The sequence below is a fragment of the Thermocrispum agreste DSM 44070 genome (assembly GCF_000427905.1).
Classification (GTDB): domain Bacteria; phylum Actinomycetota; class Actinomycetes; order Mycobacteriales; family Pseudonocardiaceae; genus Thermocrispum; species Thermocrispum agreste.
Genome location: NZ_KE386604.1, coordinates 191,164 through 216,490, shown reverse-complemented (window position 1 = coordinate 216,490; position 25,327 = coordinate 191,164). Strand labels below are relative to the sequence as shown.

Here is a 25,327-nt window from a genome sequence, read left to right as displayed (position 1 = left end):
CGGGCCTGCTCACTGCACCCGGTCAGACCAGCAGTGTCCCCATGTCCACGGCGAGCGCCTGCCCGGTCACGAAGCGCGCCTCGTCGGAGCACAGCCACAGCACCGCGTTGGTGATGTCCTCGGGCTCGACCGGACCATGGTCCATGACATTGGCCATCCAGCCACCCGGCGCGTCGTCGGCCAGGTCGGCGCCGAAGAACTCGTTGTCGATCATCTTGGTGCGCACACCGGCGGGGATGACGGTGTTGACCCGCACGCCGTACTTGCCGAGCGCCATCGCGAAGTTCCGCATCAGCGCGAGCACGCCGTGCTTGGCCGCGCCGTAGCCCATCTGCCCGGGATTGAGCATCTCCGGCTTGTAGGCGACCCCGCGGAAGCTGGAGGTGGAGCCGGTGATGCAGATGGCGCCGCCGCGCCCGCGCTCGATGAGCCCGGGAGTCACCGCGCGGAGCAGGTAGTAGACGCCGCTCAACATGGTCGCGACGGTGTCGTGCCACGCCTGGATGTCGTGCTTGCGCTCGCCGTAGCTGGCCATGATGCCCGCGTTGGCGAGCACGATGTCGATACCGCCGAAGCGCTCCTCGGTCGCGGCCACGGCCGCCTCGACGGCCGCCTGGTCCCGGACGTCGCACTGGATCGCCAGGACCTCGGCGCCGAGTTCCTTCAGCTCCTGCTCGGTCCTGGACAGGTCCTCGAGCGTCGACATGGGGTAGACGACGGTGTCGATCTGATCCGCGATGTCCAGGATCGCGACGTTCGCGCCCTCCTTCGCCAGGCGCAGCGCGTGCGATCGGCCCTGCCCCCTGGCGCCGCCGCTGATGATGGCCGTCTTGCCCTCGAAACGTCGCATGGTTTCTCCCACTTGTGCTGCTGCCCTTCGACTGGCTCAGGTCCCCGGCGGGCGGGTGATGCCGGCGAGGGCGTACTGGATGTGCTTGACCTCGAAGAACTCGGCGAAGCCGTCCTCACCCAGCTCACGGCCGACGCCGCTCCGGCCGGGACCGCCCCACGGGGCGTCGGGACGCATGCCCGACCCGCCGTTGACGGTGACCGTGCCTGCCCGCACCCGGCGAGCGACCGCGATCGCCTCGTCCAGCGGGCCGAAGACATTGCCTGCCAGGCCGTAGCGGGTGTTGTTCGCAAGCTCGACCGCGTGGTCGACGTCGCGGTAGCCGAAGATCATGCCGATCGGCGCGAAGAACTCGGTGTCCGCCAGCGGATCGTCCGGGTCGACGTCGCGCAGCAGGCCGGGGCGCAGGTAGTGCCCGGTGGTCAGGCCCTCCGGTCGGCCGCCGCCCGCACCCCAGCGCGCGCCACGGCCGAGCAGCTCGTCGACCCAGCCCTCGACCTTGGCCCGGTGCGCCGCGGAGATGACCGGTCCGACGACCGTGTCCTCCTCCAGCGGATCGCCGACCTTGATCGTCTTGATGAAGTCGTCGGCCAGGCGGCAGAACTCGTCGATCCGATCCTCGGGCACCAGGATCCGGCTCCACGCCGCACATCCCTGCCCGGCGTTGCGGGCGAACCGCAGGATCGAGGCGGCGACTGTGGCGGGCAGGTCCGCGCTGGGCAGGATGATGTTGGGGCTCTTTCCGCCGAGTTCGAGCACGGCCTTGCTGATGGAGCCGAGCGCGCCCTGCGACATCACCCGGGCGCCGACGGCGTCGGACCCGGTGAACGACACCATGTTCACGTCCGGGTGGCTGGTCAGGTGAATGCCGATGTCCGGGCCGCCCACGACCAGGTTCACCACGCCGGGCGGCAATCCGACCTCGTCGAGCAGCTCGAAGACCCGCAGCGTGGTCCACGCACCCTGCGGAGAGGGCAGCACGACGGTGGTGCACCCGGCGGCGATGGCCCCGCCGAGCTTCCACACCAGCAGGTTCAGCGGGTAGTTGTACGCGGGCAGGCAGGCGACCACGCCGACCGGCTCGTAGCACAGCAGACTGCCGGAGGCGACCGGGTTGTGGTAGTGCGGAAGGGCCTGCTCGTAGCCGCCCCGAGGCCCCTTCACGGCCATCTGGGCGTACCAGCGCAGCACCTCGATGGGCCCGCCGACCTGCATCGACCGGCACGCGGCGATCGGCGTGCCGACTTCCGAGGCGATCAGCCGGGACAGCGGTTCGCGCTCGCGCTCGAGGATGTCGGCGAACCGGTTCAGCGCGTCCGCCCGCATCTGCGGCGTCCACGACCGCCACTCCGACGATTCGGCGAACGCTTTCCGCGCCGCGGCGACGGCCTGATCGACCTGCTCGGTGGAGCTGGTCACCGTCTCGCCGAGGACCTGCTCGGTGGACGGGCTCACCGACACGTACGACTCGCCGGAAGCGCCGTCGACCCAGGCTCCGTCGATGTAGGTGCTTGCCGCCCGCTTCTCCACTGCCATGGTGGCCACTCCCTCGCCTCCTCGCGCTACCCCGGGGAGCACGCTCTGCGCCACCCTGACCATAGCAATGATGTTCATGGTTGAGAAGGGTTCGGCGAACCCTCGAGCTTGACGATCTCCCCACCTTTCCTAGGATTGATTATCACCAATAGCAGCGAATTATCGCGGGGACTTCCCACCGAGCATCGGAGCGCCATGACCGTCACACCCGAGAAGCCGATCAAGCAGGTCGATCGCGTGATCATCCGGTTCGCCGGGGATTCCGGCGACGGCATGCAGCTCACCGGAGACCGGTTCACGCAGCAGACCGCCGTCTTCGGCAACGACCTCGCGACGTTCCCGAGCTTCCCGGCCGAGATCCGCTCCCCGCAGGGAACGATCCCCGGGGTGTCGTCCTTTCAGGTGCATTTCGCCAGCCACGACATCCTCACCCCCGGTGACCACCCGGACGTGCTGGTGGCGATGAATCCCGCCGCGCTCAAGGCCAACGTGGCCGATCTGCGGCCCGGCGCGGTGATCATCGTGGACAGCCACGAGTTCACCGCCCGCAACCTGAGCAAGGCCGGCTACGCGAGCAACCCCCTCGAGGACGACTCGCTGGCCCGCTTCCAGGTGCACCCGGTCGACCTGACGGGCATGACCATCGAGGCGGTCAAGGACTTCGGCCTGACCCGCAAAGAGGCCAGCCGGTCGAAGAACATGTTCGCCCTCGGCCTGGTGTCGTGGCTGTACGGCAGGCCCATCGAGAGCACGATCGACCACCTCACCAGGAAGTTCGCTGCCAAGCCGAACCTGCGCGACGCCAACGTCGCGGCGTTCAAGGCGGGCTACCACTTCGGTGAGACGACCGAGGTGTTCGCGGTCTCCTACGAGGTGAAGCCCGCCCCGGCGCCCAAGGGCCGTTACCGCAACATCACCGGCAACCTCGCGCTGTCCTACGGCCTGCTCACCGCGGGCCGGCTGGCGGACCTGCCGGTGTTCCTCGGCGCCTACCCGATCACTCCGGCCTCGGACATCCTGCACGAGCTGAGCAAGCACAAGGACTTCGGCGTCACCACGTTCCAGGCCGAAGACGAGATCGCCGCGATCGGGGCGGCCCTGGGCGCGTCGTATGCAGGCCACCTCGGCGTGACCAGCACGTCCGGCCCGGGCATGACGCTGAAATCGGAGGCCCTGGGCCTGGCGGTCATGCTCGAGCTGCCCCTCGTCGTGGTCGACGTCCAGCGCGGCGGCCCGTCCACGGGTCTGCCGACCAAGACGGAGCAGGCCGATCTGCTGCAGGCGATGTTCGGCCGCAACGGGGAAGCCCCGCTCCCCGTCATCGCACCGCAGTCCCCGGCCGATTGCTTCGACGCGGCGATCGAGGCCGTGCGGATCGCCGTCACGTTCCGCACGCCCGTGGTCTTGCTCTCCGACGGCTACTTGGCCAACGGCTCCGAACCGTGGCGGCTGCCGGACGTCAAGTCGCTGCCGAAGATCGACCCGAACTTCGCCACCGGCCCGAACCACACGACGGCGGACGGCGCCGAAGAATTCTGGCCCTACCTGCGCGACGCCGAGACGCTGGCGCGTCCATGGGCGCCGCCGGGAACGCCCGGCCTGGAGCACCGCATCGGCGGTCTGGAGAAGAGCGACGGCCGCGGCAACATCTCCTACGACCCCGCCAACCACGAGCACATGGTCCGCACCCGCCAGGCGAAGGTGGATCGCATCGCCGAGACCCTGCCCGAGGTGACCGTCGACGACCCCTCCGGACGCGCACGGTTGCTGGTGATCGGCTGGGGTTCGACGTACGGGCCGATCGGCGCGGGTGTCCGGCGAGTGCGCAAGCGTGGGTTGGACGTCGCGCAAGTTCACCTGCGGCATCTCAACCCGTTCCCGCGGAACCTGGGCGAGATCCTCGCCCGCTACGACAAGGTCGTGGTGCCCGAGATGAACCTCGGCCAGCTCGCGCTGCTGTTGCGCGCCAAGTACCTCGTCGACGCCGAGTCACGCACCCGTGTTCGCGGCACACCGTTCGGCGCCGAGGAGATGGAAGGCATCCTGCTCGACGCGCTCGCCGACCTCGGCGTGGCCGAGACGTCCCATCGCTCGACCGACACCCGTGTCACCGAGGAGGCACTGCGATGACCAGCCGGATCGACCTGGGGCTGCCCACGCCGGGCACCGCGGGCGTGCCCACCCTCCCGGACGGGCAGGTACTCACCGGCAAGGACTTCACCAGCGACCAGGAGGTGCGGTGGTGCCCCGGCTGCGGCGACTACGCCGTACTCAAGGCCGTCCAGGGGTTCCTTCCCCAGCTCGGGCTGCGCCGGGAGAACATCGTCTTCGTCAGCGGCATCGGCTGCTCCAGCCGGTTCCCGTACTACCTCGACACGTACGGGATGCACTCCATCCACGGCAGGGCACCCGCCATCGCCACCGGCATCGCCACGGCGCGCGAGGACCTGTTGGTGTGGGTGGTCACCGGCGACGGCGACGCCTTGTCGATCGGCGGGAACCACCTCGTCCACGCGCTGCGGCGGAACGTCAACATGACGATTCTGCTGTTCAACAACCGGATCTACGGGCTCACCAAGGGCCAGTACTCCCCCACCTCGGAGACCGGCAAGGTCACCAAGTCCACACCGCTGGGCTCGGTGGACCAGCCGGTGAATCCGGTCTCGCTGGCCCTGGGCGCGGAGGCGACGTTCGTGGCGCGCACCATCGACTCCGACCGCAAGCACCTCACCCGGGTGCTGTCCGCCGCCGCGGCACATCGCGGCACGTCACTGGTGGAGATCTACCAGAACTGCCCTATCTTCAACGACGGCGCCTTCGACGCGCTCAAGGACAACGATCGCAAGGCGGACGCCGTCATTCCGCTGGAGCACGGCGAGCAGATCCGCTTCGGCCCGCCGGGCGAAGACGGCCGCGGCACCAAGGTGTTGGTCCGCGACGAGGTCACCGGCGGAGTGCGCGCGGCATTTGCCGCCGACGTGCCGGACGAGGCGATCCTCGTCCACGACGCCCACAACCCCGACCCGACCACGGCGTTCGCCATCAGCAGGCTCACCGACACCGGCTCTCTCGACCAGACGCCCATCGGGATCTTCCGCCAGGTGGTCCGCCCGACGTACGACGACCAGGTGCGGGCACAAGCGTCGACACGGCGCGATCTGGACGACCTGCAAGCACTGATCGACGGCGGCGACGTGTGGACCGTGGAGGAAGACCGATGACTTACGTGATCGCGCAACCTTGCGTCGACCTGAAAGACCGCACCTGTGTCGACGAATGCCCGGTGGACTGCATCTACGAGGGCGAGCGGATGCTCTACATCCACCCGGACGAATGCGTCGACTGCGGTGCGTGCGAGCCCGTGTGCCCGGCCGAGGCGATCTTCTTCGAAGACGACGTGCCCGACGAATGGGCCGACTACACCCAGGCCAACGCGGACTTCTTCGCCAAGCTGGGCTCGCCGGGCGGTGCGACGAAGGTGGGCAAGGTGGCCGACGACCCGCAGTGGATCAAGGACCTGCCGCCGCAGGAGCACGACTGATCTCCCGCCGCGGAGACACGATTGACCTTGCGCCGCAGGAGCACGACTGGTCTCGCGTCGCAGAGACACGACTGGCCCTGTGCCGCAGGGACACGATGGTTGTCCAGGAAGGCTGGCCCCTTGTGCCATCGCGCAACGGGACGGCGACCGGCTCACCAGCGCGGACGCCGTGACGACACAGGCCGTTTGCACCGTGACCGACAGGCAGCACCACCGCGACGGACAGGCAAGCGCACACCACGACAGAACGGCCGCGCACACCATGACAGGCCGGGCCGCGCACACCACGACAGAACGGCCGCAGGCACCGTGACACGGCAGATTGCGCCACTCGTGCTGTCGCACGAGCCACGACCCACGCTCACCAGCGCGAACCCCCCAGCCAGCACGAGCCACAGCCCACGCTCACCGACGCGAACCCCACCCCCAGCTGGCGCGCGGCGCTGCCGTGTTGGCTGGTACCCAAGCCATCCACAACTGTCTTCTCGCCGGCGTCCGCAAGCCGACCACTGCTGCGTCACCGATCCCTACCTGCGGCTTGCCCATCGGCCACCCGGGCCCTTCCCGGCATGCGCCATTGGCCGGCCGACGCTTCTGACCGCTCGCCTTGGCCGCCCGCCGAAACCCGCCGTGACCAGCGGAGATGGAGCAGCACCAGGCGGCGCTTATCGATTCAGTATTCCATTTGACACCAAGTGTCAATATTCTCGGAGGCACGTGACCGACGTCGAGGAGGACGCCATGAGCAACGAGGACACGCAGACCGCCGTCGTCGTCGAGGACACCGCCGAGGTCGAGGAAGACGTCCTGGTCGAGGACGTGTCGATCGACGGCATGTGCGGTGTCTACTGACCTGGATCCCCGGCGGCCTTATCGGCTCAGCCCGACGGTGTCGATCCGCCCGGAGCCGTTCGGCGCGCTGGTCTACGACTTCGCCACGCGCCGCCTGTCCTTTCTGAAGACACCGGCACTCACGCGGGTCGTGCGGGAACTGGACAAGCATCCGGACGTCGACACCGCACTGGCCGCCGCCGGAGTGCCCGCCGCCGAGCACGACAAGTACGTCAAGGCGTTGGACCAGCTGCTCGCGGCGGGCACCATCCGCCCACTGCCCGAAGACGAGGGATCGCGATGAAACTGGTCGATCACTTCCAGTACGGCCTGGACGCGCCGATCTGCCTGACGTGGGAGCTCACCTACGCCTGCAATCTGGCGTGCACGCACTGCCTGTCGTCTTCCGGACGACGTGACCCGCGCGAACTGTCCACCGAGGAGTGCAAGCGCGTCATCGACGAGCTGCAGCGCATGCAGGTCTTCTACGTCAACATCGGCGGTGGCGAGCCCACCGTCCGATCGGACTTCTGGGAGCTGCTGGAGTACGCCATCGACCACCAGGTCGGGGTGAAGTTCTCCACCAACGGCGTGCGCATCACCCCGGAACGCGCGCGACAGCTGGCTGCCATGGATTACGTGGACATCCAGGTGTCGTTGGACGGGGCCACGCCGGAGGTCAACGACGCGGTGCGCGGTCCCGGCTCGTTCCACACCGCGTGGCGGGCGATGGAGAACCTCGCCGCTGCCGGGTTCACCGGCTTCAAGATCAGCGTGGTGATGACCCGGCACAACGTCGACCAGCTCGACGAATTCAAGCGGATCGCCGACCACTTCGGCGCCCAGCTGCGCATCACCCGACTGCGGCCGTCCGGGCGCGGCGCGGACGTGTGGGACGAACTGCACCCGACCCAGGAGCAGCAGCGCCAGCTCTACGAGTGGCTGCTGGCCCACGGCGAGAACGTGCTGACCGGCGACTCGTTCTTCCACCTCAACGCGCTGGGCTCGACCGCGCTGCCCGGGCTCAACCTGTGCGGCGCGGGCCGTGTGGTGTGCCTGATCGACCCGGTCGGCGACGTCTACGCCTGCCCGTTCGCCATTCACGACGAATTCCTGGCGGGCAACGTCCGCGACCCGGGCGGCTTCACCGAGGTGTGGCGGACCTCCCCGCTGTTCGCGAAGTTGCGGCAGCCGCAGACCGGTGGCGCGTGCACGTCGTGCTCCGCCTACGACTCCTGCCGCGGCGGGTGCATGGCGGCGAAGTTCTTCACCGGGCTGCCGCTGGACGGCCCGGACCCGGAGTGCGTCAAAGGCAATGCCGAGCGGGCGCTGGAACTGGTCGGGGCGGGCGCGGCGCCGAAGCCGGACAAGGACCACTCGCGCCGCACCGCACCACGTCGTCGTTCCGCCGTGCCGGTGTCCATCGGCTGGGGCCCGCCGGAGGACCGGATCCCCGATCGCGCGTGTGACACCAGCCCGCTCGCCGGCTTCCGGCTACCCGACCCTCGGAGGACATGATGGCCAGCACCAGGCACTGGTTCGAAACCGTCGCGGAAGCCCAGCAGCGCGCCAAGAAGCGGCTGCCCAAGTCGGTCTACCTGGCGCTGCTGGCGGGCTCGGAAGCGGGCGTGACGCTGTCGGACAACACCGCGGCGTTCGCCGAACTCGGGCTGCGGCCGCACATCGCCGACCAGCCCGCCACCCGTGAGCTGTCGACCACGGTGCTCGGCCAGGAGATCTCGCTGCCGGTGATCTGCTCGCCGACCGGGGTGCAGGCCGTGCATCCGGACGGCGAGGTCGCCGTGGCCAGAGCGGCCGCCACGTCCGGCACCGCCATCGGGCTGTCCTCGTTCGCGTCGAAGCCGATCGAGGAGGTCGTCGCGGCGAATCCGAAGACGTTCTTCCAGATCTACTGGCAGGGCGACCGGGACAGCATCCTGCGACGCCTGGACCGGGCCAAGTCGGCAGGCGCGGTCGGCCTGATCGTGACGTTGGACTGGGTGTTCGCCACCCAGCGCGACTGGGGCAGCCCACCGCTGCCGGAGAAGCTCGATTTCAAGACGATGCTGTCGTTCGCCCCGCAGGTGTCGGTGCGGCCCGGCTGGCTGCTGCGCTACCTGCGCGCGCGCCGGTTGCCGGACCTGACCACACCGAACCTGGCCGAGCCGGGGCAGAAGGGCCCGACGTTCTTCGGCGCCTACGGCGACTGGATGCAAACCCCTCCCCCGACCTGGGCAGACCTGCAGTGGTTGCGCGAGCAGTGGGACGGCCCGTTCATGATCAAGGGCGTGCATCGGCCGGACGACGCCCGGCGCGCCGTCGACATCGGTGCCACGGCCATCTCGGTGTCCAACCACGGCGGCAACAACCTGGACACCACACCGGCGTCGATCCGCGCCTTGCCGAGCGTCGCCAAAGCCGTCGGCGGGCAGATCGAGATCCTGCTGGACGGCGGGATCCGCCGCGGCAGCGACGTGGTGAAGGCGCTCGCGCTCGGTGCCCGCGCCGTGATGATCGGCCGGGCGTACCTGTGGGGCATGGCAGCCAACGGGGAACGCGGGGTGCACAACGTGCTGGAGATCCTGCGCCAGGGCATCGACTCCACCCTGTACGGACTCGGCAAGGCGTCCGTGCACGACCTGACGCCGGACGACGTGCTCATGCCGGACGGGTTCACTCGGGGCATGTAGTGCAGCCGGTTCGGCCCGGCACCAGGCTCATCCTGGATGCCCAGGTACGCCGCTTCCACGGGGACCGCATCCTGCTCGGCGGCGCACCGCTGCGTCTGCTCCGGCTCAGCCCGGCAGGCGCGGGCTACCTCCGGGGCTGGCTGGCCGGCAAGCCAGTCGGGGACGACCAGGGTGAGCAGCGGCTGGCCAGGCGGCTGATCGACGCCGGCCTGGCACACCCACGGCCGGTCGGCGGGCGTTACTCCGCCACCGACGTCACGCTCGTGGTCCCGGTGAAGGACGACGCCGAGGGCGCGGCAGCAGTCGTGAACGCCGTCGGCAACGTCGCCGACCGGATCGTTGTCGACGACGGTTCGGCCGTTCCCTTGCCCTCCGCCGCGGTGCGGCACGAGCGCCCGCGCGGACCGGCGGCAGCGCGTAACGCGGGCTGGCGGCTCGCGCGCACCGAACTGGTGGCCTTCTTGGATGCGGACACGCGTCCGGCGGCGGATTGGCTCGACGCAGTGCTGCCGCATTTCGATGACCCGTGCGTCGCCGCGGTGGCGCCGCGCGTGCGCAGCCTCCCGGGTGAGGGTGGGATCGCCCGCTATGAAGAGGACCGTTCCAGCCTGGACATGGGCGCCGAGCCGGGGCGCGTCCAGCCGCTGAGCCGGATCGGGTATGTCCCGTCAGCGGCCTTGGTCGTCCGGCGGTCTGCGCTGGCCGCCGTCGGCGGGTTCGACGAGGACCTCCGCTACGGAGAAGATGTCGATTTCGTGTGGCGGCTGATCGACGCCGGCTACACCGTTCGCTACGAACCGGCGTCAACCGTGGCACACCTGCCGCGACCGGATGTGCGGTCATGGTTGCGCCAGCGGTTCGACTACGGAACCTCCGCCGCTCCACTGGCGCAACGGCACCCGGGACGGCTCACCTGCGCGCAATTGACGCTGTCCAGCGCATTGGAATGGGGTTTGGCTGCCAGTGGATTCGCCCCGGCCGCGGCGGCGGTCGCGCTGGTCGATGCCACGCGCACCGCGGCTCGGCTGCGTCGGCGCGGGATACCCGGCGACGAGTCGTGGAGGCTGGTCCTCGGCGGATCCGCCGCCACGGGGGGCATGCTGGCCGCGGCGGTCCGGCGCGGCTGGTGGCCCCTTGCCGTGGTGACCCGGCGCGGCAGGCGCGTTCTGCTGGCGAGCCTGCTGCCGTGCCTGCTCGAAGCCGCGAAACACCCCAAGTCCGTCCGATGGGCAGCGTTGCGCATCGCGGACGATATTGCCTACGGCGTTGGGGTGTGGGTCGGATGCCTGCGGTACCGGACTCCCGATCCGCTCCTGCCCCGGCGGTACCGCTTCTCACCCCGCACGTTCTGATCCCGCACTGCCCACTCGGTGGCCGCCGCGACCAAGCAGGTCGAGCACAAGAGAGCGTTCGGGCTGGCCGCCTGCGATGCCGAAACCCTCCATCCCTTCCTGCGCCGTCCGCACTCCTCCACCTGCACGCCGGTGACGCCGGCAGCCACTAGCCCCAGCGTGCTAATCCCGCCTGGCCCACTCCGTGACGGCCGCGACCAGCGTGTCCGTCCAGCGGTCGAGCACCGCGGCGCCATCGTCGGCGTTCGCGTGTGTCGGATCGCCCAACACGCCGTTCGGGCTCACCGCCGCCAGGCCGCCGCGACGAAGGTCGTCGATGATGTCAGGCAACGGCAGGGTCACGCCCGGCTCCGCAGCGGCGAGGTCGACCCCAGGGTGCGCGAGGCTGAGGAGCACCGAGGTCTCGATGTGACCGGCATGAGTGTCGTCCGCGCGCCCGGTCGGCGACCACGCCAGGACGTTCCGGCCCTCGGCCCGCAGAGTCCGGACGGCGTCACGCAACGGCTCCGCGTTGCCGCCGTGCCCGTTGACCAGCACCACTCCGGCGAAGTCGTCGGCCGAGCGGACCAGCTCGACGACCAGCCCGGTCAGCATCGCCCGGCCGATGGACAAGGTCCCGGCGAACCCCGCGTGTTCGCCGCTGGAGCCGTAGGGAACCGGCGGTGCCACCACCACGTCCGGCACCCGCTCGGCCAGCCGTCGGCACAGCTCGACGGCGATCACGGTGTCGGTGCTCAACGGCAGGTGCGGGCCGTGCTGCTCGGTGGCGCCCAGCGGCACGGCAAGCAGCGTGCGCGCCGCCTGTTCCACCAGTTGCGGCGACCGGAGGTCACCGAGGTTCATGCCGTGAAGCCCCCGTCCGCGTGCACCACCGTCCCGGTGAGCGCCGACGAGTCCGGCGAACACAGCCAGCACACCGCGGCGGCCACCTGGTCGGGATCGAGCAAGCCGTTGAGCTGGTGGGTGGCGAACTCGTCGACCGTGGGCAGGTCGTAGATCCGAGCGGAGGCGTCCAGCATCGCCGTGCGGGTGGAGCCCGGAGAAACGGCGGTCACACAGACCCCGGTGCTTGCCAGGTCGTGGGCGAGCCCCTTCACCAGGCCGACGACGGCATGTTTCGCGGCGTTGTAGCCGGCCAGATGCAGCAGTCCGCGATGCGCCGCGCTCGAGGCGATGGCCACGAACCGGCCGCTGCGCGGTTCCGGTTGCCGAAGAAGCGCAGGAACCGCCGCGCGGGCCAAGTTCGCCACACCGGTGACGCAGATCCCGAAAAGCGCGTCCCACTCGTGTTCGGGCGCCTCCCACAGCGGGCGGCCGCCCACGATGACCCCGGCTGCCGCCACCGCGGCGTGGACACCGCCGAATCGTTGTTCGGCGAGCGTGACGGCGTCACGCAGCGCGTCCAAGTCCTGCACATCGGCGACGACATCGAGGACGGCGTCCGGGTACTCGGCCGCAAGCGCTGCCAGCTCCGCGCGGGTTGCCAAGGGATACGGCACCCGCGGGTCGTCCGCGCAGCGATCCACCGCAACCACCCGCCAGCCGCTGCCGGCCAGCCGCCGGACGGTGGCGGCTCCGATACCGCGCGCGGCACCCGTGACGACGGCAACCCGCCGCTCGCCGCTCGTTGGCTGGTCGGTCACGTCGGTCGCCCCTCACTCCGCCGGGAATACGATGCTCGCGACAACGAGTGCCACAGGAAAGCAGTATGGGTCGAAGAACGTCCGGGAACGGAGCACGACGCGGCCGTCGCCCGGCCACCAGTCGCGCGGAGCTGGAGCGGGTCGCGTTCGAGCTGTTCGCCGAGCGCGGCTTCGACGCGACCACAATCGACGACATCGCCGCCGCCGCGAACATCGGCCGCCGGACGTTCTTCCGCTACTTCGGCTCGAAGAACGACGTCGTCTGGGGCAACTTCACCGAACAACTGGCGTCGATGCGCAGCCGGTTCGCCTCCTGCCCACCCGATCAGCCGCTGATGGAGGCCATCCGGGACGTCGTGGTGGACTTCAATCGCTTCGACCCGCAGGTCGTGCCGTGGCATCGGCGGCGCATGGAGCTGATCCTGAAGGTCCCGGCGCTGCAGGCGCATTCGACGCTCCGCTACGCGGATTGGCGGGCCGTCGTCGCCGAGTTCGTGGCCCAGCGGCTCGGGACGGAGCAGGACGCGCTGCTGCCCAGGGCCATTTCCCACGCGACGCTCGGGGTGTGCATCGCCGCCTACGAGCACTGGCTGTTGCATCCGGACACCGACCTCTGCGACGTCCTGAGCCGCATGCTTGCCGAGCTGGCCGCGGGGTTCGGTGCGAGCGTGGCAGCATCCACGCCCGAACGATGACCCCTTGGCAGGACAAGTGAGGTTAGCCTAACCTTCCTTGCATGCCCAAGCCTTCCCGCGGATTCGACGGCCTCGTCGTCAAGGCCTGGCGCGGCCGCGACTACCGGCTGACCGTGCGCGACAGCCGGTACGTCACCGACCACTGCCTACGGCTGTCGTTCGACACCGGCGAGCTGCTCGACCACCTGCCGGTGCACCCCACGATGTGGGTGCGCTTGTGGATCCCGAACGGCAGGAAATTGCAGCAACGTGCCTTCACCCTGGTCGATCCCGATCCGCGCGCCCGCACCACGGACATCGAGTTCGCGTTGCACGACGGCAGTCCCGCCACCGAGTGGGCCAGGGCCGCCGAACCGGGGGACACCATCGACGCGACGGTGCTCGGCACCAGGTTCACGTGGCCCCAGCCCGACCCGTCCGGTTACCTGATCGTCGGGGACACCGCGTCCCTGCCCGCGATCAACAGCCTGCTGGCGGAGCTGAACGGGATTCCGGCGCGGGTCTGGCTGGAATGGCAGCACGAGGACGACCAGAAGCTGCCGGTGTCGGCCGCACCGGGCACCGAGGTCACCTGGGTGCAGCGAACCGACGCCGGTGCCGGGCTGGTGAAGACCGTCGAGGAAGCAGCCTTCTGCGCGCGGGGCAGACACGCCTGGGTCGCCTGCGACACCAAGACCACCCGCCGCCTGGTCGGCGTGCTGCGGGATCGGTACCAGCTGGACCGCAAGGCCATCACGGCCATGGGCTACTGGCGCCCGTGACCGCTCATCCGGGCTTGCCGGACGATCGCGAGGTGCTTGCGCGCCGCTGACCTAGACGACGCCGGATCGGCGTTCCAGCAGCACGGTGTCGTGCCAGACGCCGTTCAGCTGCGCAATCCGTTCCCGGACGCCGACGGTTCGATAGCCCGCCGAGTGGTACAGCGCGATGCTGGCCTTGTTCGCCGCCATGATGGCGGCCTGCAGCGTCCACAGGCCCGCCCGGTCGGCCTCGGCCATCTGGTGTCCGATCAGTGTCTTGCCGACCCCGCGCCCGCGGTGAGCCTCGGCGACGTAGACGGAGCTCTCGGCGACACCGGCGTAGCACTCGCGGCTCGACACCGGGCTCAACACGGCCCAGCCGGCGACCTCGCCGTCGATCTCGGCCACCCACCGGTGCCCGGGAAGCCAGCGTGCGTCGAACGAAGCCCTGCTGGGCACCACGGTGTCGAACGTCGCGATCCCCGTGGCGATGCCTTCTCCGTAGATGCGAAGCACGGCGGGCCAGTCCTCGTCCCGCAGGCCGCGCACCTGTATGTCCACGGGCAGATCGGCGGCACGACCTCGTCGCGGCGCGGGAACGTTCGTCGCCATGGTCGGATTGTCGACGATCGCCGGGCAGACGAGAATCGGCGCAGCGGGTGACGTGCGCGACCGGGCGGTTGCCGGGACGGCGTGACCGTCCGGCCCCACGGGCCTGCCTGCCCATGTTCGCCAGACCTGGCTGTCACGGCTGCTGACCGATTTGCGACCATGACCTGCATGGGTGAGCAGGGCCAGCCAGAGGTGAACATCAAGCCACGCAGCCACGAGGTCACCAGCGGATACGAGCGGGCGCCGGCGCGCGCCATGCTCCGCGCCGTTGGCATGACCGACGAGGACTGGGACAAGCCGCAGATCGGCATCGCGTCCTCGTGGAACGAGATCACCCCGTGCAACCTGTCCCTGCAGCGGCTCGCCAAGGGCGCCAAGGAAGGCGTGCGCGCGGCGGGCGGCTTCCCGCTGGAGTTCGGCACCATCTCGGTTTCCGACGGCATCTCGATGGGCCACGAGGGCATGCGCTCGTCGCTGGTCAGCCGGGAGATCATCGCCGACTCGGTGGAGTGCGTGATGCACGCGGAACGGCTGGACGGCTCGGTGCTGCTGGCCGGCTGCGACAAGTCGCTGCCCGGCATGCTGATGGCCGCCGCGCGGCTCGACCTGGCTTCGGTGTTCCTGTACGCGGGATCGATCCTGCCCGGCAACCTCAACGGCAACGACATCACCATCCAGGACGCCTTCGAAGGCGTCGGCGCGTGCGCGCTCGGCCGGATCACCCGGGAAGAGCTCGACGAGATCGAGCGCCACGCCTGCCCGGGCGAGGGCGCCTGCGGTGGCATGTTCACCGCCAACACCATGGCTTCCGCGGCCGAGGCGCTGGGCATGTCGCTGCCCGGCAGCGCGGCGCCGCCCGCGGTGGACCGGCGCCGCGACGAATACGCCAAGCGCAGCGGTGAAGCGGTCGTGGGCATGCTCCGCAAGGGCATCACCGCGCGGCAGATCCTGACCCGCGAGGCGTTCGAGAACGCCATCACCGTGGTCACCGCGCTCGGCGGGTCGACCAACGCCGTGCTGCACCTGCTCGCCATCGCCCGCGAGGCCGAGGTCGACCTGTCCATCGACGACTTCAACCGGATCGGTGAGCGCACCCCGTTGCTGGCCGACGTCAAGCCGTTCGGCCGGTACGTGATGAGCGACATCGACAAGATCGGCGGCCTGCCGGTCGTGATGAAGGCGCTGCTGGACGCCGGCCTGCTGCACGGCGACACGCTGACCGTGACCGGCAAGACGATGGCCGAGAACCTGGCCGACATCGACCCGCCGGACCCGGACGGCAAGATCATCGCGGCCATGTCGAAGCCGCTGGCCAGCACGGGCGGCCTGACCATCCTGCGCGGCTCGCTCGCCCCGGAGGGCGCGGTCGTGAAGAGCGCGTCGCTGCCCGCGCGGGTCATGGAAGGCACCGCGCGCGTGTTCGACGACGAAGCCGACGTGATGCCCGCGTTGGAAGCCGGCCAGATCAAGCCGGGCGACGCGGTGGTCATCCGCTACGAGGGCCCGGCAGGCGGGCCCGGCATGCGCGAGATGCTTGCGGTCACCGCGGCCATCAAGGGCGCCGGCCTGGGCGCGGACGTGCTGTTGATCACCGACGGCCGGTTCTCCGGCGCCACGCACGGCCCGTGCATAGGCCACGTCGCCCCGGAAGCCGCGCACGGCGGCCCGATCGCGCTGGTGCAGGACGGCGACCGGATCCGGCTGGACCTCGACGCCCGCACGCTGGACGTGCTGGTGGACGAGGAGGAGCTGGCCCGCCGCAAGGCGAACTGGCAGCCGCGCAAGCCGCGCTACACCTCCGGCGTGCTGGCCAAGTACGCCAAGCTGGTCGGCTCGGCCGCCGACGGCGCCGTCTGCGGCTGACCATCGGGAGTCGATCCTTCGCGGGACCCGCCGTGGGTCGGCGGTGTGCGGGCTGACCCCGGGCGGCCGACGGCCTGCGGACTGATCCCGGATAACCAGCCACCGGGAGCTGGCCCCGGGCAGCCAGCCACCCGCGAGCCAATCCCCGGATAACCGGCCACCTGCGAGCCAATCCCGGGCAGCCAGCCGCCTGCGCGCCGATCCGGGTGGGCCGCTGCGTGCTGGCCGATCCCCCGCGCGAGGGCGTCACGGTCTTCCCTTGATCAACCTTTTGGGGGACGATCACGCCGTCACATCGGCATGACGAACAGGGGATCACCGTGACTCTCACCGGACGTAGGCGCGCACGGATCGTGGCGCTGTCCGCCGCCTCGCTCGTCGCCCTGACCGCGATCGGGGTGGCCGTACCCGCGACGGCGGCTACCCAGCCGACCCAGGCCACGATCGCGGAGATCCAGGGCATCACCCGGGTTTCGCCCTTCGACGGCAAACAGGTCACCGGCGTCAGCGGCATCGTCACCGCGATCCGTTCGTTCGGATCGGCACGCGGATTCTGGTTCCAGGACCCCACGGGCGACGGCGACCCCCGCACGTCCGAGGGCTTGTTCGTGTTCACCGGCAGTGCCACGCCGAACGTGCGAGTCGGCGACGCGGTGACGGTGTCCGGCACAGTGAAGGAGTTCTATCCCACGAACCCGAGCGATTCGCCGTTCCAGTCGACCACCGAGTTGGTCGACGCCAGCTGGACGGTCACGTCGTCCGGCAACGACCTGCCGGAGGCGGAGAAGATCACCCCGGGCACCGTGCCCGCCACGCTGACCGCGAAGCCGGGCGGTTCGATCGAGCCGTTCGCACTGCGACCCGACCGCTACGCCCTGGACTTCTGGGAGAGCCGGGAGGGCATGCGGGTCGCTGTGTTCGACGTGCCGATCGTCGGGCCGACCACGGCGTACAACGAGTTGTTCGTCACCACCGAACCCGACAAGTACCGGAGCGCCCGCGGCGGGGTCCGGTACACCGGCTACGACGCCGACCCGACCGGGGTGCTGAAGATCGAGTCGCTGATCCCGTTCGCCGAGCGGCCGTTCCCCGAGGCCGACACCGGCGACACACTCGCCGGGGAGACCTCGGGGGTGATCGAGTACGACCAGTTCGGCGGCTACACGCTGATGGCGACCGAGCTGGGCGAGGTCGAGCCGGGCGGCCTGCAGCGGGAAGTCACCCGCAAACAGCGACCCAACGAGCTGGCGGTGGCCAGCTACAACGTGGAGAACCTGGATCCGTCCGACGACCAGGCCAAGTTCGACGCGCTGGCGAAGGGGATCGTGGAGAACCTGGCCGAGCCGGACATCGTGACGCTGGAAGAAGTCCAGGACAACAACGGTTCCCAGGGGGTCGGTGACGGAGTCGTCGCCGCGGACCAGACGTTGAACAAGTTCGTCGACGCCATCGTGGCGGCAGGCGGCCCGCGGTACGCATGGCGGCAGATCGATCCGGTGGACCTGGCCGACGGCGGTGAGCCCGGCGGCAACATCCGGGTGGCGTTCCTGTTCAACCCGAAGCGGGTCACGTTCGTCGACCGGCCCGGTGGTGACGCCACCACGCCGGTGCGGGTGGTCGGCGGGAAGAAGCCACGGCTGTCGATCTCGCCCGGCCGGATCGACCCGAACAACCCCGCGTTCACCGACAGCCGCAAGCCGCTGGCCGGGGAGTTCCGGTTCCGGGGCAAGACCGTGTTCGTGGTGGCCAATCACTTCGCCTCCAAGGGCGGCGACCAGCCGGTGCACGGACGCTTCCAGCCACCTGCGCGGGTGTCCGAAGAGCAGCGCATCGAGCAGGCGAAGGCGGTGCGGGCATTCGTGGACGAGATCCAGCGGCGTGACCCGTTCGCCAGCATCGTGGTCGCCGGCGATCTGAACGACTTCTCGTTCTCGCCGACCCTGCGGGTGCTCACCAAGGACCGGGCCCTCACCGACCTGGTGGAGATCCTGCCGCCGGAGGAGCGCTACACGTACGTCTTCGACGGCAAGTCGCAGGTGCTGGACCACATCCTGACCTCGCGCGGGTTCAAGTCGGTGGCGTTCGACATCGTGCACATCAACGCCGAGTTCCACGACCAGACCAGCGACCACGACCCGGCGGTGGTGCGCCTCAAGCCGGGCGGGAGGAAGTAGGCGGCTAGGGTTGCCGTGGTCGACGGAACTGGAGGGAGCTCATGAGCGACAAGCCGACCGGGCGCGAGCACATCGATCTGACCCGTGACCCCACGCCCGGGGTGGCGGACCACGCGCTGCCCGAAGGCGCGGAGCGCCACCCGCTGATCGACCTGAGCCGGGACCCGAACCCCGGAAAGGCCGACCACGCGCTGCCGGACGACGAGTAGAGCGTCACGACGAAGCCGGGGCTCGCACCATGCGGGCTCCGGCTTCGTCGTTTCCGGCGGAAGTCGGTTGCTGCCCGCGTGAGCGGTTGATGTCGCAATGCGTACCGGCCAGGGCGGACTGCCCGACGAAAGAACGTGGTCGGCGGCATCGTGCGGGTGCTACCCCGGAGGGGATGGTTGCCGTCGGTTGTCGTGCCTAGTCGTCTCACCGGGAAAGCGAGGAAGGCATGGTCGCTCGCACATCGATACGCACGCTCGTCGCCGCGGCAGCCATGATCCTGCCGCTGCTGGCCACCGCGCCCACGGCCACCGCCGCGCCGGCCGGCCAGGCGCCAACCCCCCGCGCGCCGATCACCATCACCTACGACGCCAGCCGGGCCCCCGAGTACTACGACGCCATCACCCGGGCCATCGCGATCTGGAACGAACACCTGGAGAACGTGCAGATCGACGAGGCGGACCCGGGCGACGACGCGGAAGTCACGTTCGTTGCCGACCCGGGCTGGCCGCGCGCCGAGTTGGGCCCGGCGATGCCCGGCGAGCACCTGACGGTCTGGATGGGCAAGGAAGCCGTCGACCAGGGGCACCACGTCGTCCGCATCGCAGCGCACGAATTCGGCCACAGCCTCGGCCTACCGGACATGAAGCCGGGCCCGTGCTCGAGCCTGATGTCCGGAAGCACGGCCGGTGTCGACTGCACCAACGCCGTGCCGAACGCCGAGGAGATCGCCCTGGTCGAGGAGAACTACGCCTCCGCGGCGCAGCGCCGGTACGCCGACAAAGGCAAGATCCTGGTCGACCGCTGACCCTGCGCGGTCGAGCTACCAGCCCAGCCTGCCAGGGAACACAGCCCGCCCCGGCGGCCTCTGCACGCAGGGGCCGTTTGCGGCGCCGGTGACCGCAGATCGGGTGTCGCCCCGACGGCACCTGCACGCACGGGCCATTTCGTCATGGGCGGCGTGCCTGCGCCCGGTTCCCCGGTACGCCGTCCAGCCATGCGTAGACGGCAGCGGGCTCGGCCTGCCCCTCGCCGTAGTGGTGGCAGACGCCGCCCAAGTGCTGTGCACCAAGACTCTCGTAGAGCCGGATTGCGGCTTGGTCCTTCATCATGACGTCCAGCGCCACGGAACAACCGAGCCCGGACGCATGGCTCAGCACGTCAGTCACCAGCCGCCTGCCCGCACCGAGCCTGCGGGCGGCCGGGTCCACGAACAGCCGCGCCAGGATGGCCAGCCGGGAAATGTCCCGACCGGTTCGTCCGCGCCACGATCGCACCACATCGTCGGACGCCATGGCGCGCAGGAGCATCACGTGCCCGACCGGCACACCATCCCACTCGGCCGTCCAGCTGCCCAGCTCGTTCGGGGCGCGCAACCACGCGATCGGATCATCGACGCCTTCGACCGGATACCCATCCCGTTCATGTACGCGGACGAGGATGTCTGCGAGCGGACCGATGTCATCGTCCCTGCGGGGACGAACGACGACTGCTGGCGTCGCGCCAAGCCCGGAAAGCCGAACGCCGGACCGCCCGCGTCCGGGCTGTCCGGCGTTCGTGCTGGCCACTGGCGGAGGATACGGGATTCGAACCCGTGAGGGCTGTTACACCCAACACGATTTCCAATCGTGCGCCTTAGGCCGCTCGGCCAATCCTCCGCGCACGAGGGTACCTGACCAGCGGATCTGGGGACGCACCGGGGCCGAGGCGGCACGATGGCCGTCCCGACTGGCCGCACTGCTTCCTCTCGTCACCCTCGGGCTACCCGCCCTCGCACTCACACCTGGCTGCCGTCAGGCCGCTGGTTTCCTTACGGACGGCGTCTCACTCAGTGCCGAAGCCACATCGCCGGTGATCCACCTGACCGCGGTGCCGACACGGTCGTCCCGCGGTGTTCGACGACTGGAGGGGAGACAAGTCGTTGGGAAAACACGACAAAGACCGTGACGGTCACGGTGTCCCGCAGCCTGATCGCTGGGAGAATTGGGGCGACAAATGCGACCAGAACAAGCATGAGAATGGCGACGAGTCCACCAACGACAAGTAGGTGGGACTGATGCGCGACTGGCGCGACGTTCTTACGGTTCCGCGTGACGCTTTTGTCCCGTCGCTCGTGTGGGTGGATGATCCCCGCAGCGACGGATTCGTTGCGATCGCGCGCGAAAAGTCAGAGTCTGAGTGGCGAGCGCTGGTCGACTCCGACGTGCCCATCGTCACGCAGGTGGACGACGGCGCGACCACAGCCGAGCAGGTCGGATTGCGGCCGACGAGTTCGTGCAGCCAGCCGTCCATCGTCGCCGCCATGCTTGAGGCGCTGGATGTTCGCCCCGGCCACCGCGTGCTGGAGATCGGCACCGGGACCGGATGGAACGCCGCGCTCTTGGCCGAACGCGTGGGCGAGCGCGGGAAAGTCACGTCGATTGAGATCGACCCTGCGGTAGCTGACCACGCTTGTCAAGCTCTCGGAAGAACGGGCCACCGGGTGCAGGTGATCGTCGGCGACGGAACCCTCGGCTATTCGCCTGGAACACCGTACGACCGCATCATCAGCACCGCCTCCGTGGCGCGGATCCCGCGTATGTGGATCCAGCAAACACGACCGGGCGGCGTCATCGTCACGCCATGGGGAACCGACTTCGGCGACGACGCCCTGACCCGACTGACGACGCGCGACGACGGGTCAGCCGTTGGCCGATGCGGTCGCAACCTGACCTTCATGCGGGTGCGCAGCCAACGCCGCGATTTCGTGGACCCGAGCGAAGAAGAGCTGGCCTCCGCCCACGTGTCGTCGACCGAACGGACGGCACGTGAGCTGTTCGAGATGGTGGAGTTCACGCACGCAGCGTTCACTATCGGGCTGCGGGTGCCCCACTGCTACTACACCGTCGAAGACGTCTCCACAAACCGCCGGCACATCGAGCTCCACGATGTCCGCACACGGTCGTGGGCGCGGGTCACGATGCTTCGCGACCATCATCCGTGGCGTGTGCAGCAGTTCGGACCGCGACGCTTGTGGGACGAGGTCGACGATGCCTACCGGTGGTGGGAAGGAAAAGGACGCCCCGCCGCGGAGCGATACGGCATCACCGTCGAACCGGACGGCACTCACAAGATCTGGCTCGACGACCCCGCTTCGCCGCAGCAATGGGTGCTGCCGAGTTCGTCAGCGCCGCGTCATACGGCGCCCATGATCCAGCGTGACGACAGCTGACCCGAGCACGGCCCTCCACTGCCTGCCGACGGCCAACGATCGGTCGTCGGGGGACATCCCTACCGGCGAGCCCGCCGATCGATCAGCTACTCCCGTCCGCCCAACCGACGGCCGCTGAGCTGGGGAAAGTCTTGCGACGGAGGATCTTCCGACACCCGTACCGAGCACCCGGGCAAACCCTCCGCCGGTGGGGATCCCCTCATGCGGCCGAGGGAAGTCCCGCGCACATCAAGCGGGATGGCACGCGAAGTCGAAGGGCCAGCACGCCTGATTTCTTGACAACGATCCGCGAACTTTGTCTTGTGCGGCACCCCTGCCGCCGACAACGACTTCGTCCGGAGCCACCAATGATCTTCGAGCACGACATCCGCAAAACCCTCGACGCGCAGGTCACGGTCAACGGGTCCACGCCGCGGCCCATGGACGTCCAGTTCCGGTACAGCCCGGAAGACCCGTACGCACTGTGGATGGTGTTCCCCACCCAGACGTGGTGCTTCGCGCGGGACTTGCTGCTGGACGCCTTGGACGGTGTCCCGTCCGGCAAAGGCGACGTCCACATCCACAGCGAGGACAACAAGCTGTGCGTCCACATCAGCTCGCCCGACGGCCGGGCGCAGATCCGCTTCCCCCGCAGCGAGGTCGCGGCCTTCGCCGCCGGTAGCACCGCCTTGGTCCCGCGTGGCGCCGAGACGGACTACCTCGACCTGGACGCCGTTCTCGCCAAGATCTTCGCCTCGTCGGCCTCGGCCGACTGGACGCCGCAGCGCTAGGTAGCCGGCTGAACGCCCCAGCCCCAACGACCGCAGCCTCCACCACCGACTTCCCCCGACAGCGCTCCCTCCCGCGCGCGTGCTCCGCGAGGCTCGTGATGATCCTTCGACCCCAGCCCGGGCCTGGTTCGCTCCCTCAGCCAAGGCCCGGGCTGACCCTTGCTCACGGCACCACGGGGCACCGCCTCACCGGCGAACCCGAGCATCAGGCGAGCCGGGTGCGCCACGTCGGCAGCGCTCGGCTCCATCAGCGGCTCCCGAGCCGCGGCCGATGGACGTCCAGTCGGGCGCCCGGCGGAACGACCGGCACGGCGACCGGTGGGGCCACCCGTTCGGCATCACCGACAAAGGGCACGCCGGTCGCCCCGGTTCGTGGTGCCGCGGCAGACGACGAGCGTGCACCACCACCCGGACACTCCGGCCCGCAACACCACGGCAGACCACGAAAGCCCTGCCCGCCCCGCAGGTGATGCCGACCCGGGCGCCGTCGACGGGCGTACACACCACCCGGACACCCCGGCCCGCAACACCACGGCCGTTAGCAACAGGACCACGACCGCCGACACCGTCGACGCGTCGGACCGACGGCGTCGGCGGTCGTCCGGATCGAGGCGCTCGGCGCCCGAGTGCGGGTGGCCCGGCGTACCGGACCGCACCACGACCCGCCCGGTGGCCGGGTCGACGCGCACCGACGACCCGGCCCCGGCTGGGCGACCTTCCGCACCCCTGGGCACCGAACGCCTTGCCGGCACCGCCACCCGTCGAAGGGCGGGCAACCGCTCCGGCTAGTGCGGCCGCACCGGCACCTCCACGAACGTGGGCGACGCGCCGGAGCGATGCACGGTGTTGAGCGCGGGGGTCAGGTTCGGCAGTGTGCGCGGATCCGCGGACGCGATCTGCAGGCCGATCCGGTGCCCCTTCTTGAACAGATAGGACGTCGGCCAGACGTCGATCTCATACGTCACCGTCTTGCCCGGGGGAATCGGAACCGGATTGCGGTGTCCGTTGCGGTGCGTGCCCTTCAACCAGCCGGTCTCGACGAGGTTCCAGTACCCCGGCTGCGGAACCACCGACCCGTCCGGGTAGACGTCCACCAAGCGCACCACCCAGTCGGTGTCGGTGGCCGTGCTGGACGCCCGCAGGGTCACCTTGGGTTCGCCCGTGACCTCGACGTCCCGATCCAGAACCGGACCCACGTAGGTGACCGAGTCGGCCGCGTTCAACCGCTGATCGATCTGACCGGTCGGATTGTTGAACGCCAGCAGCGTGGACGTGTCGTCGGTGATCGGCTTGCGTGGCATCAGCAGCGGCACCCGCTGGTTGAGGAACCCGTTCTGCGCACCGAGCCGGCTGCTCACCGGTGTGTAGAGGTAGCTGTCCGACCCGCCGTTGCCTTGCGGCGGCCGTTCCGACAGGCGCCCGGTGGCCGGCTTCAGCGGCGCACCGCCGTCGGCGTAGAGCCGCTTGACGTCCACGTCGGACGGCGGCCAGCTGGTGGCGGTCCGCCATTCGTTGGCACCGCGGACGTAGTAGCGGACCGGCGCGCCGGCCATCTCCTCGGCGATGCCGTTGTCGCGCTTGCCCTTCAGCCAGTAGTCGTACCAGCGCAGTGCCTGGTGAATCGGGTCGAAGCCGGGCTGGGTGCTGTGCCCGTTGGCGCCCAGCGTCAGCATCTTGTGCTTCGAGCCGACCTCCTGGAACAGGCGCACGTTGCCCAGGACGAAGTGGTCGTCCCAGTTGCCCCACGACCACACCGGGATGGTGATGTCCTTCACCTCGTAGACGAAGTTGTCCCAGTAGGAGTCCTTGGTGGGGTGGCTGTACCACTCGAGCAGGAACGGCGGCGGCGCCTTGAGCTCGGTGACCCGCTTGAGCATGGTCTCCAGCAGGTAGTTAGCCTCGTCGACGTCGTCGGGGATCCCGTTGCCCTGCCACGCCCAGATCCCTGCGGCGAGCCCGGCGATCAGGGCGGCCTCCCCGGCGGCCGGCATACCTCCCCGGTACATCGTGTCGCGGTAGAAGTCCTGGAACGCGACCGCCGGGATGATCGTGGTCAGGTGCGGCGGCTTCTCCGCCGCGGTCCACAGCTGGGCGATCCCGTTGCCGGAACCGCCGAACATGCCGACCTTCCCGGTCGACCAGGGCTGCTTGGCCAGCCATTCCACGGCGTCGTATCCGGATCGGCCGAGCCGCTTCTTGTCCCAGGTGAAGTGCCCCTGCGAACCGCCAGCACCGGGCATGCTCACGTGGGCCACGACGTAACCGCGGCGAACGAACTCGTCGAACCGTTCGGCCAGGTTGAACCCGAGCACCGTCCACAATGGCTGCATGACCGGGGCGGTGGTGCGTTCCCAGGTGATCGCCGGGAAGTACGTGTAGTGCATGATCACCGGGAACTTGCCGTCGACCGGTTTTCCGTGGGCGTCCGCCGGCCGCAGGATGTAGGCCTTGAGTTTGTCACCCTCCCGGTCGGTGATCACCGTTTCGAATTGAGCGACGCCGGCGTATTCCTCGGTCGCCACACCGGCTTCCGCAGGATGGACCGCGGCCACCGTGCCGGCACATGCGAGAACGGCGATGGCAACCGCCGTTGCCAACCGTTTCATACGACG

The 25,327-nt window shown here is 69.5% G+C and carries 22 protein-coding genes, 1 tRNA gene and 1 pseudogene; 16 read left to right on the top strand and 8 right to left on the bottom strand.

Annotated elements, in window-relative coordinates; all coding sequences use genetic code 11:
* Positions 1-22: 22 nt before the first annotated feature.
* Both YWY_RS0115745 and YWY_RS0115740 read right to left on the bottom strand, forming a co-directional pair.
* Positions 23-850 carry an SDR family oxidoreductase gene (locus tag YWY_RS0115745; RefSeq protein ID WP_028848399.1) on the bottom strand — a complete coding sequence of 276 codons (828 nt, stop codon included), beginning with the start codon at positions 848-850 and terminating at the stop codon, positions 23-25.
* A gap of 36 nt (positions 851-886) precedes the next feature.
* Positions 887-2,464: an aldehyde dehydrogenase family protein gene (locus YWY_RS0115740; protein ID WP_211227615.1), complete on the bottom strand. Its 1,578-nt coding sequence runs from the start codon at positions 2,462-2,464 to the stop codon at positions 887-889.
* Between the two features lie 117 nt (positions 2,465-2,581).
* Here YWY_RS0115740 and YWY_RS0115735 point away from each other — a divergent pair, with 117 nt between their 5' ends.
* The 8 genes from YWY_RS0115735 (at position 2,582) to mftF (ending at position 10,800) form a co-directional block, all read left to right on the top strand.
* Positions 2,582-4,516 (top strand): 2-oxoacid:acceptor oxidoreductase subunit alpha, encoded by a 1,935-nt coding sequence (locus YWY_RS0115735; RefSeq protein ID WP_028848397.1) that lies wholly within the window; start codon positions 2,582-2,584, stop codon positions 4,514-4,516.
* The gene (locus tag YWY_RS0115730; RefSeq protein WP_028848396.1) at positions 4,513-5,607 is read left to right on the top strand and encodes a 2-oxoacid:ferredoxin oxidoreductase subunit beta; all 1,095 of its coding nucleotides are present in this window, start codon (positions 4,513-4,515) and stop codon (positions 5,605-5,607) included. The genes YWY_RS0115735 and YWY_RS0115730 overlap by 4 nt, the downstream gene beginning before the upstream one ends.
* On the top strand, positions 5,604-5,927 hold the full coding sequence (gene fdxA / locus YWY_RS0115725; protein ID WP_028848395.1) for a ferredoxin: 324 nt from the start codon (positions 5,604-5,606) through the stop codon (positions 5,925-5,927). Before YWY_RS0115730 ends, fdxA begins: the two co-directional genes overlap by 4 nt.
* Before the next feature lie 717 nt (positions 5,928-6,644).
* Positions 6,645-6,779: a mycofactocin precursor MftA gene (gene mftA / locus YWY_RS23820; protein WP_084609313.1), complete on the top strand. Its 135-nt coding sequence runs from the start codon at positions 6,645-6,647 to the stop codon at positions 6,777-6,779.
* Entirely contained in the window at positions 6,769-7,062 is a 294-nt protein-coding gene (gene mftB, locus YWY_RS0115715) for a mycofactocin biosynthesis chaperone MftB (protein ID WP_028848393.1), read from the top strand. Before mftA ends, mftB begins: the two co-directional genes overlap by 11 nt.
* Entirely contained in the window at positions 7,059-8,276 is a 1,218-nt protein-coding gene (mftC, locus tag YWY_RS0115710) for a mycofactocin radical SAM maturase (protein ID WP_028848392.1), read from the top strand. Before mftB ends, mftC begins: the two co-directional genes overlap by 4 nt.
* A complete protein-coding gene (mftD, locus tag YWY_RS0115705; RefSeq protein WP_028848391.1) occupies positions 8,276-9,448 on the top strand; it encodes a pre-mycofactocin synthase MftD in 1,173 nt (390 codons plus the stop codon). The genes mftC and mftD overlap by 1 nt, the downstream gene beginning before the upstream one ends.
* A complete protein-coding gene (gene mftF, locus YWY_RS22350; protein WP_051310338.1) occupies positions 9,448-10,800 on the top strand; it encodes a mycofactocin biosynthesis glycosyltransferase MftF in 1,353 nt (450 codons plus the stop codon). The genes mftD and mftF overlap by 1 nt, the downstream gene beginning before the upstream one ends.
* Positions 10,801-10,962: 162 nt before the next feature.
* On the opposite strand, the gene mftE is transcribed toward mftF, so the two are convergent.
* Both mftE and YWY_RS0115690 read right to left on the bottom strand, forming a co-directional pair.
* The gene (mftE, locus tag YWY_RS0115695) at positions 10,963-11,643 is read right to left on the bottom strand and encodes a mycofactocin biosynthesis peptidyl-dipeptidase MftE (RefSeq protein ID WP_028848390.1); all 681 of its coding nucleotides are present in this window, start codon (positions 11,641-11,643) and stop codon (positions 10,963-10,965) included.
* A complete protein-coding gene (locus tag YWY_RS0115690; protein WP_028848389.1) occupies positions 11,640-12,443 on the bottom strand; it encodes a mycofactocin-coupled SDR family oxidoreductase in 804 nt (267 codons plus the stop codon). Before YWY_RS0115690 ends, mftE begins: the two co-directional genes overlap by 4 nt.
* A gap of 65 nt (positions 12,444-12,508) precedes the next feature.
* Between YWY_RS0115690 and mftR the strand changes: the two genes are divergently transcribed.
* Both mftR and YWY_RS0115680 read left to right on the top strand, forming a co-directional pair.
* Positions 12,509-13,138, top strand: a complete 630-nt coding sequence (gene mftR / locus YWY_RS22345; protein WP_038045446.1) for a mycofactocin system transcriptional regulator — start codon at positions 12,509-12,511, stop codon at positions 13,136-13,138.
* Between the two features lie 41 nt (positions 13,139-13,179).
* Positions 13,180-13,899: a siderophore-interacting protein gene (locus YWY_RS0115680; protein WP_028848388.1), complete on the top strand. Its 720-nt coding sequence runs from the start codon at positions 13,180-13,182 to the stop codon at positions 13,897-13,899.
* Between the two features lie 51 nt (positions 13,900-13,950).
* On the opposite strand, the pseudogene YWY_RS22340 reads toward YWY_RS0115680, so the two are convergent.
* Positions 13,951-14,448, bottom strand: a pseudogene (locus YWY_RS22340) (N-acetyltransferase family protein); the annotation flags it as partial.
* A gap of 210 nt (positions 14,449-14,658) precedes the next feature.
* Between YWY_RS22340 and ilvD the strand changes: the two are divergent.
* From ilvD to YWY_RS0115655, 4 genes are all read left to right on the top strand, one after another.
* Positions 14,659-16,353: a dihydroxy-acid dehydratase gene (gene ilvD / locus YWY_RS0115670; RefSeq protein ID WP_028848387.1), complete on the top strand. Its 1,695-nt coding sequence runs from the start codon at positions 14,659-14,661 to the stop codon at positions 16,351-16,353.
* Between the two features lie 320 nt (positions 16,354-16,673).
* The gene (locus tag YWY_RS0115665) at positions 16,674-18,527 is read left to right on the top strand and encodes an endonuclease/exonuclease/phosphatase family protein (protein WP_051310336.1); all 1,854 of its coding nucleotides are present in this window, start codon (positions 16,674-16,676) and stop codon (positions 18,525-18,527) included.
* 41 nt (positions 18,528-18,568) lie between these two features.
* Positions 18,569-18,736 carry a hypothetical protein gene (locus YWY_RS24190; protein WP_156899297.1) on the top strand — a complete coding sequence of 56 codons (168 nt, stop codon included), beginning with the start codon at positions 18,569-18,571 and terminating at the stop codon, positions 18,734-18,736.
* A 227-nt stretch (positions 18,737-18,963) separates the two neighbouring features.
* A complete protein-coding gene (locus tag YWY_RS0115655) occupies positions 18,964-19,542 on the top strand; it encodes a snapalysin family zinc-dependent metalloprotease (protein ID WP_028848385.1) in 579 nt (192 codons plus the stop codon).
* A 142-nt stretch (positions 19,543-19,684) separates the two neighbouring features.
* Here YWY_RS0115655 and YWY_RS22335 read toward each other — a convergent pair whose 3' ends face one another.
* On the bottom strand, positions 19,685-20,302 hold the full coding sequence (locus tag YWY_RS22335) for a GNAT family N-acetyltransferase (protein ID WP_084609311.1): 618 nt from the start codon (positions 20,300-20,302) through the stop codon (positions 19,685-19,687).
* Positions 20,303-20,392: transfer RNA gene (locus tag YWY_RS0115645), tRNA-Ser, on the bottom strand.
* A 398-nt stretch (positions 20,393-20,790) separates the two neighbouring features.
* On the opposite strand from YWY_RS0115645, the gene YWY_RS22330 reads away from it, so the two are divergent.
* Together YWY_RS22330 and YWY_RS22325 are read left to right on the top strand one after the other, a co-directional pair.
* Positions 20,791-21,945 (top strand): methyltransferase domain-containing protein, encoded by a 1,155-nt coding sequence (locus tag YWY_RS22330; RefSeq protein ID WP_156899295.1) that lies wholly within the window; start codon positions 20,791-20,793, stop codon positions 21,943-21,945.
* A 347-nt stretch (positions 21,946-22,292) separates the two neighbouring features.
* Positions 22,293-22,715, top strand: coding sequence for an SsgA family sporulation/cell division regulator (locus YWY_RS22325; protein WP_051310334.1), 423 nt, complete (start codon positions 22,293-22,295; stop codon positions 22,713-22,715).
* Positions 22,716-23,500: 785 nt separating this feature from the next.
* Here YWY_RS22325 and YWY_RS0115625 read toward each other — a convergent pair.
* Positions 23,501-25,321, bottom strand: coding sequence for a CocE/NonD family hydrolase (locus tag YWY_RS0115625; RefSeq protein WP_028848384.1), 1,821 nt, complete (start codon positions 25,319-25,321; stop codon positions 23,501-23,503).
* Positions 25,322-25,327: the final 6 nt, after the last annotated feature.

What these genes read in the sequence shown, in the direction of transcription:
- YWY_RS0115745 (WP_028848399.1), bottom strand. Translation starts at nt 850, where the DNA reads ATGCGACGTTTCGAGGGCAAGACGGCCATCATCAGCGGCGGCGCCAGG.
- YWY_RS0115740 (WP_211227615.1), bottom strand. Translation starts at nt 2,464, where the DNA reads ATGAACATCATTGCTATGGTCAGGGTGGCGCAGAGCGTGCTCCCCGGG.
- YWY_RS0115735 (WP_028848397.1), top strand. Translation starts at nt 2,582, where the DNA reads ATGACCGTCACACCCGAGAAGCCGATCAAGCAGGTCGATCGCGTGATC.
- YWY_RS0115730 (WP_028848396.1), top strand. Translation starts at nt 4,513, where the DNA reads ATGACCAGCCGGATCGACCTGGGGCTGCCCACGCCGGGCACCGCGGGC.
- fdxA (WP_028848395.1), top strand. Translation starts at nt 5,604, where the DNA reads ATGACTTACGTGATCGCGCAACCTTGCGTCGACCTGAAAGACCGCACC.
- mftC (WP_028848392.1), top strand. Translation starts at nt 7,059, where the DNA reads ATGAAACTGGTCGATCACTTCCAGTACGGCCTGGACGCGCCGATCTGC.
- mftD (WP_028848391.1), top strand. Translation starts at nt 8,276, where the DNA reads ATGGCCAGCACCAGGCACTGGTTCGAAACCGTCGCGGAAGCCCAGCAG.
- mftE (WP_028848390.1), bottom strand. Translation starts at nt 11,643, where the DNA reads ATGAACCTCGGTGACCTCCGGTCGCCGCAACTGGTGGAACAGGCGGCG.
- mftR (WP_038045446.1), top strand. Translation starts at nt 12,509, where the DNA reads ATGGGTCGAAGAACGTCCGGGAACGGAGCACGACGCGGCCGTCGCCCG.
- YWY_RS0115680 (WP_028848388.1), top strand. Translation starts at nt 13,180, where the DNA reads ATGCCCAAGCCTTCCCGCGGATTCGACGGCCTCGTCGTCAAGGCCTGG.
- ilvD (WP_028848387.1), top strand. Translation starts at nt 14,659, where the DNA reads ATGGGTGAGCAGGGCCAGCCAGAGGTGAACATCAAGCCACGCAGCCAC.
- YWY_RS24190 (WP_156899297.1), top strand. Translation starts at nt 18,569, where the DNA reads ATGAGCGACAAGCCGACCGGGCGCGAGCACATCGATCTGACCCGTGAC.
- YWY_RS0115655 (WP_028848385.1), top strand. Translation starts at nt 18,964, where the DNA reads ATGGTCGCTCGCACATCGATACGCACGCTCGTCGCCGCGGCAGCCATG.
- YWY_RS22330 (WP_156899295.1), top strand. Translation starts at nt 20,791, where the DNA reads ATGCGCGACTGGCGCGACGTTCTTACGGTTCCGCGTGACGCTTTTGTC.
- YWY_RS22325 (WP_051310334.1), top strand. Translation starts at nt 22,293, where the DNA reads ATGATCTTCGAGCACGACATCCGCAAAACCCTCGACGCGCAGGTCACG.
- YWY_RS0115625 (WP_028848384.1), bottom strand. Translation starts at nt 25,321, where the DNA reads ATGAAACGGTTGGCAACGGCGGTTGCCATCGCCGTTCTCGCATGTGCC.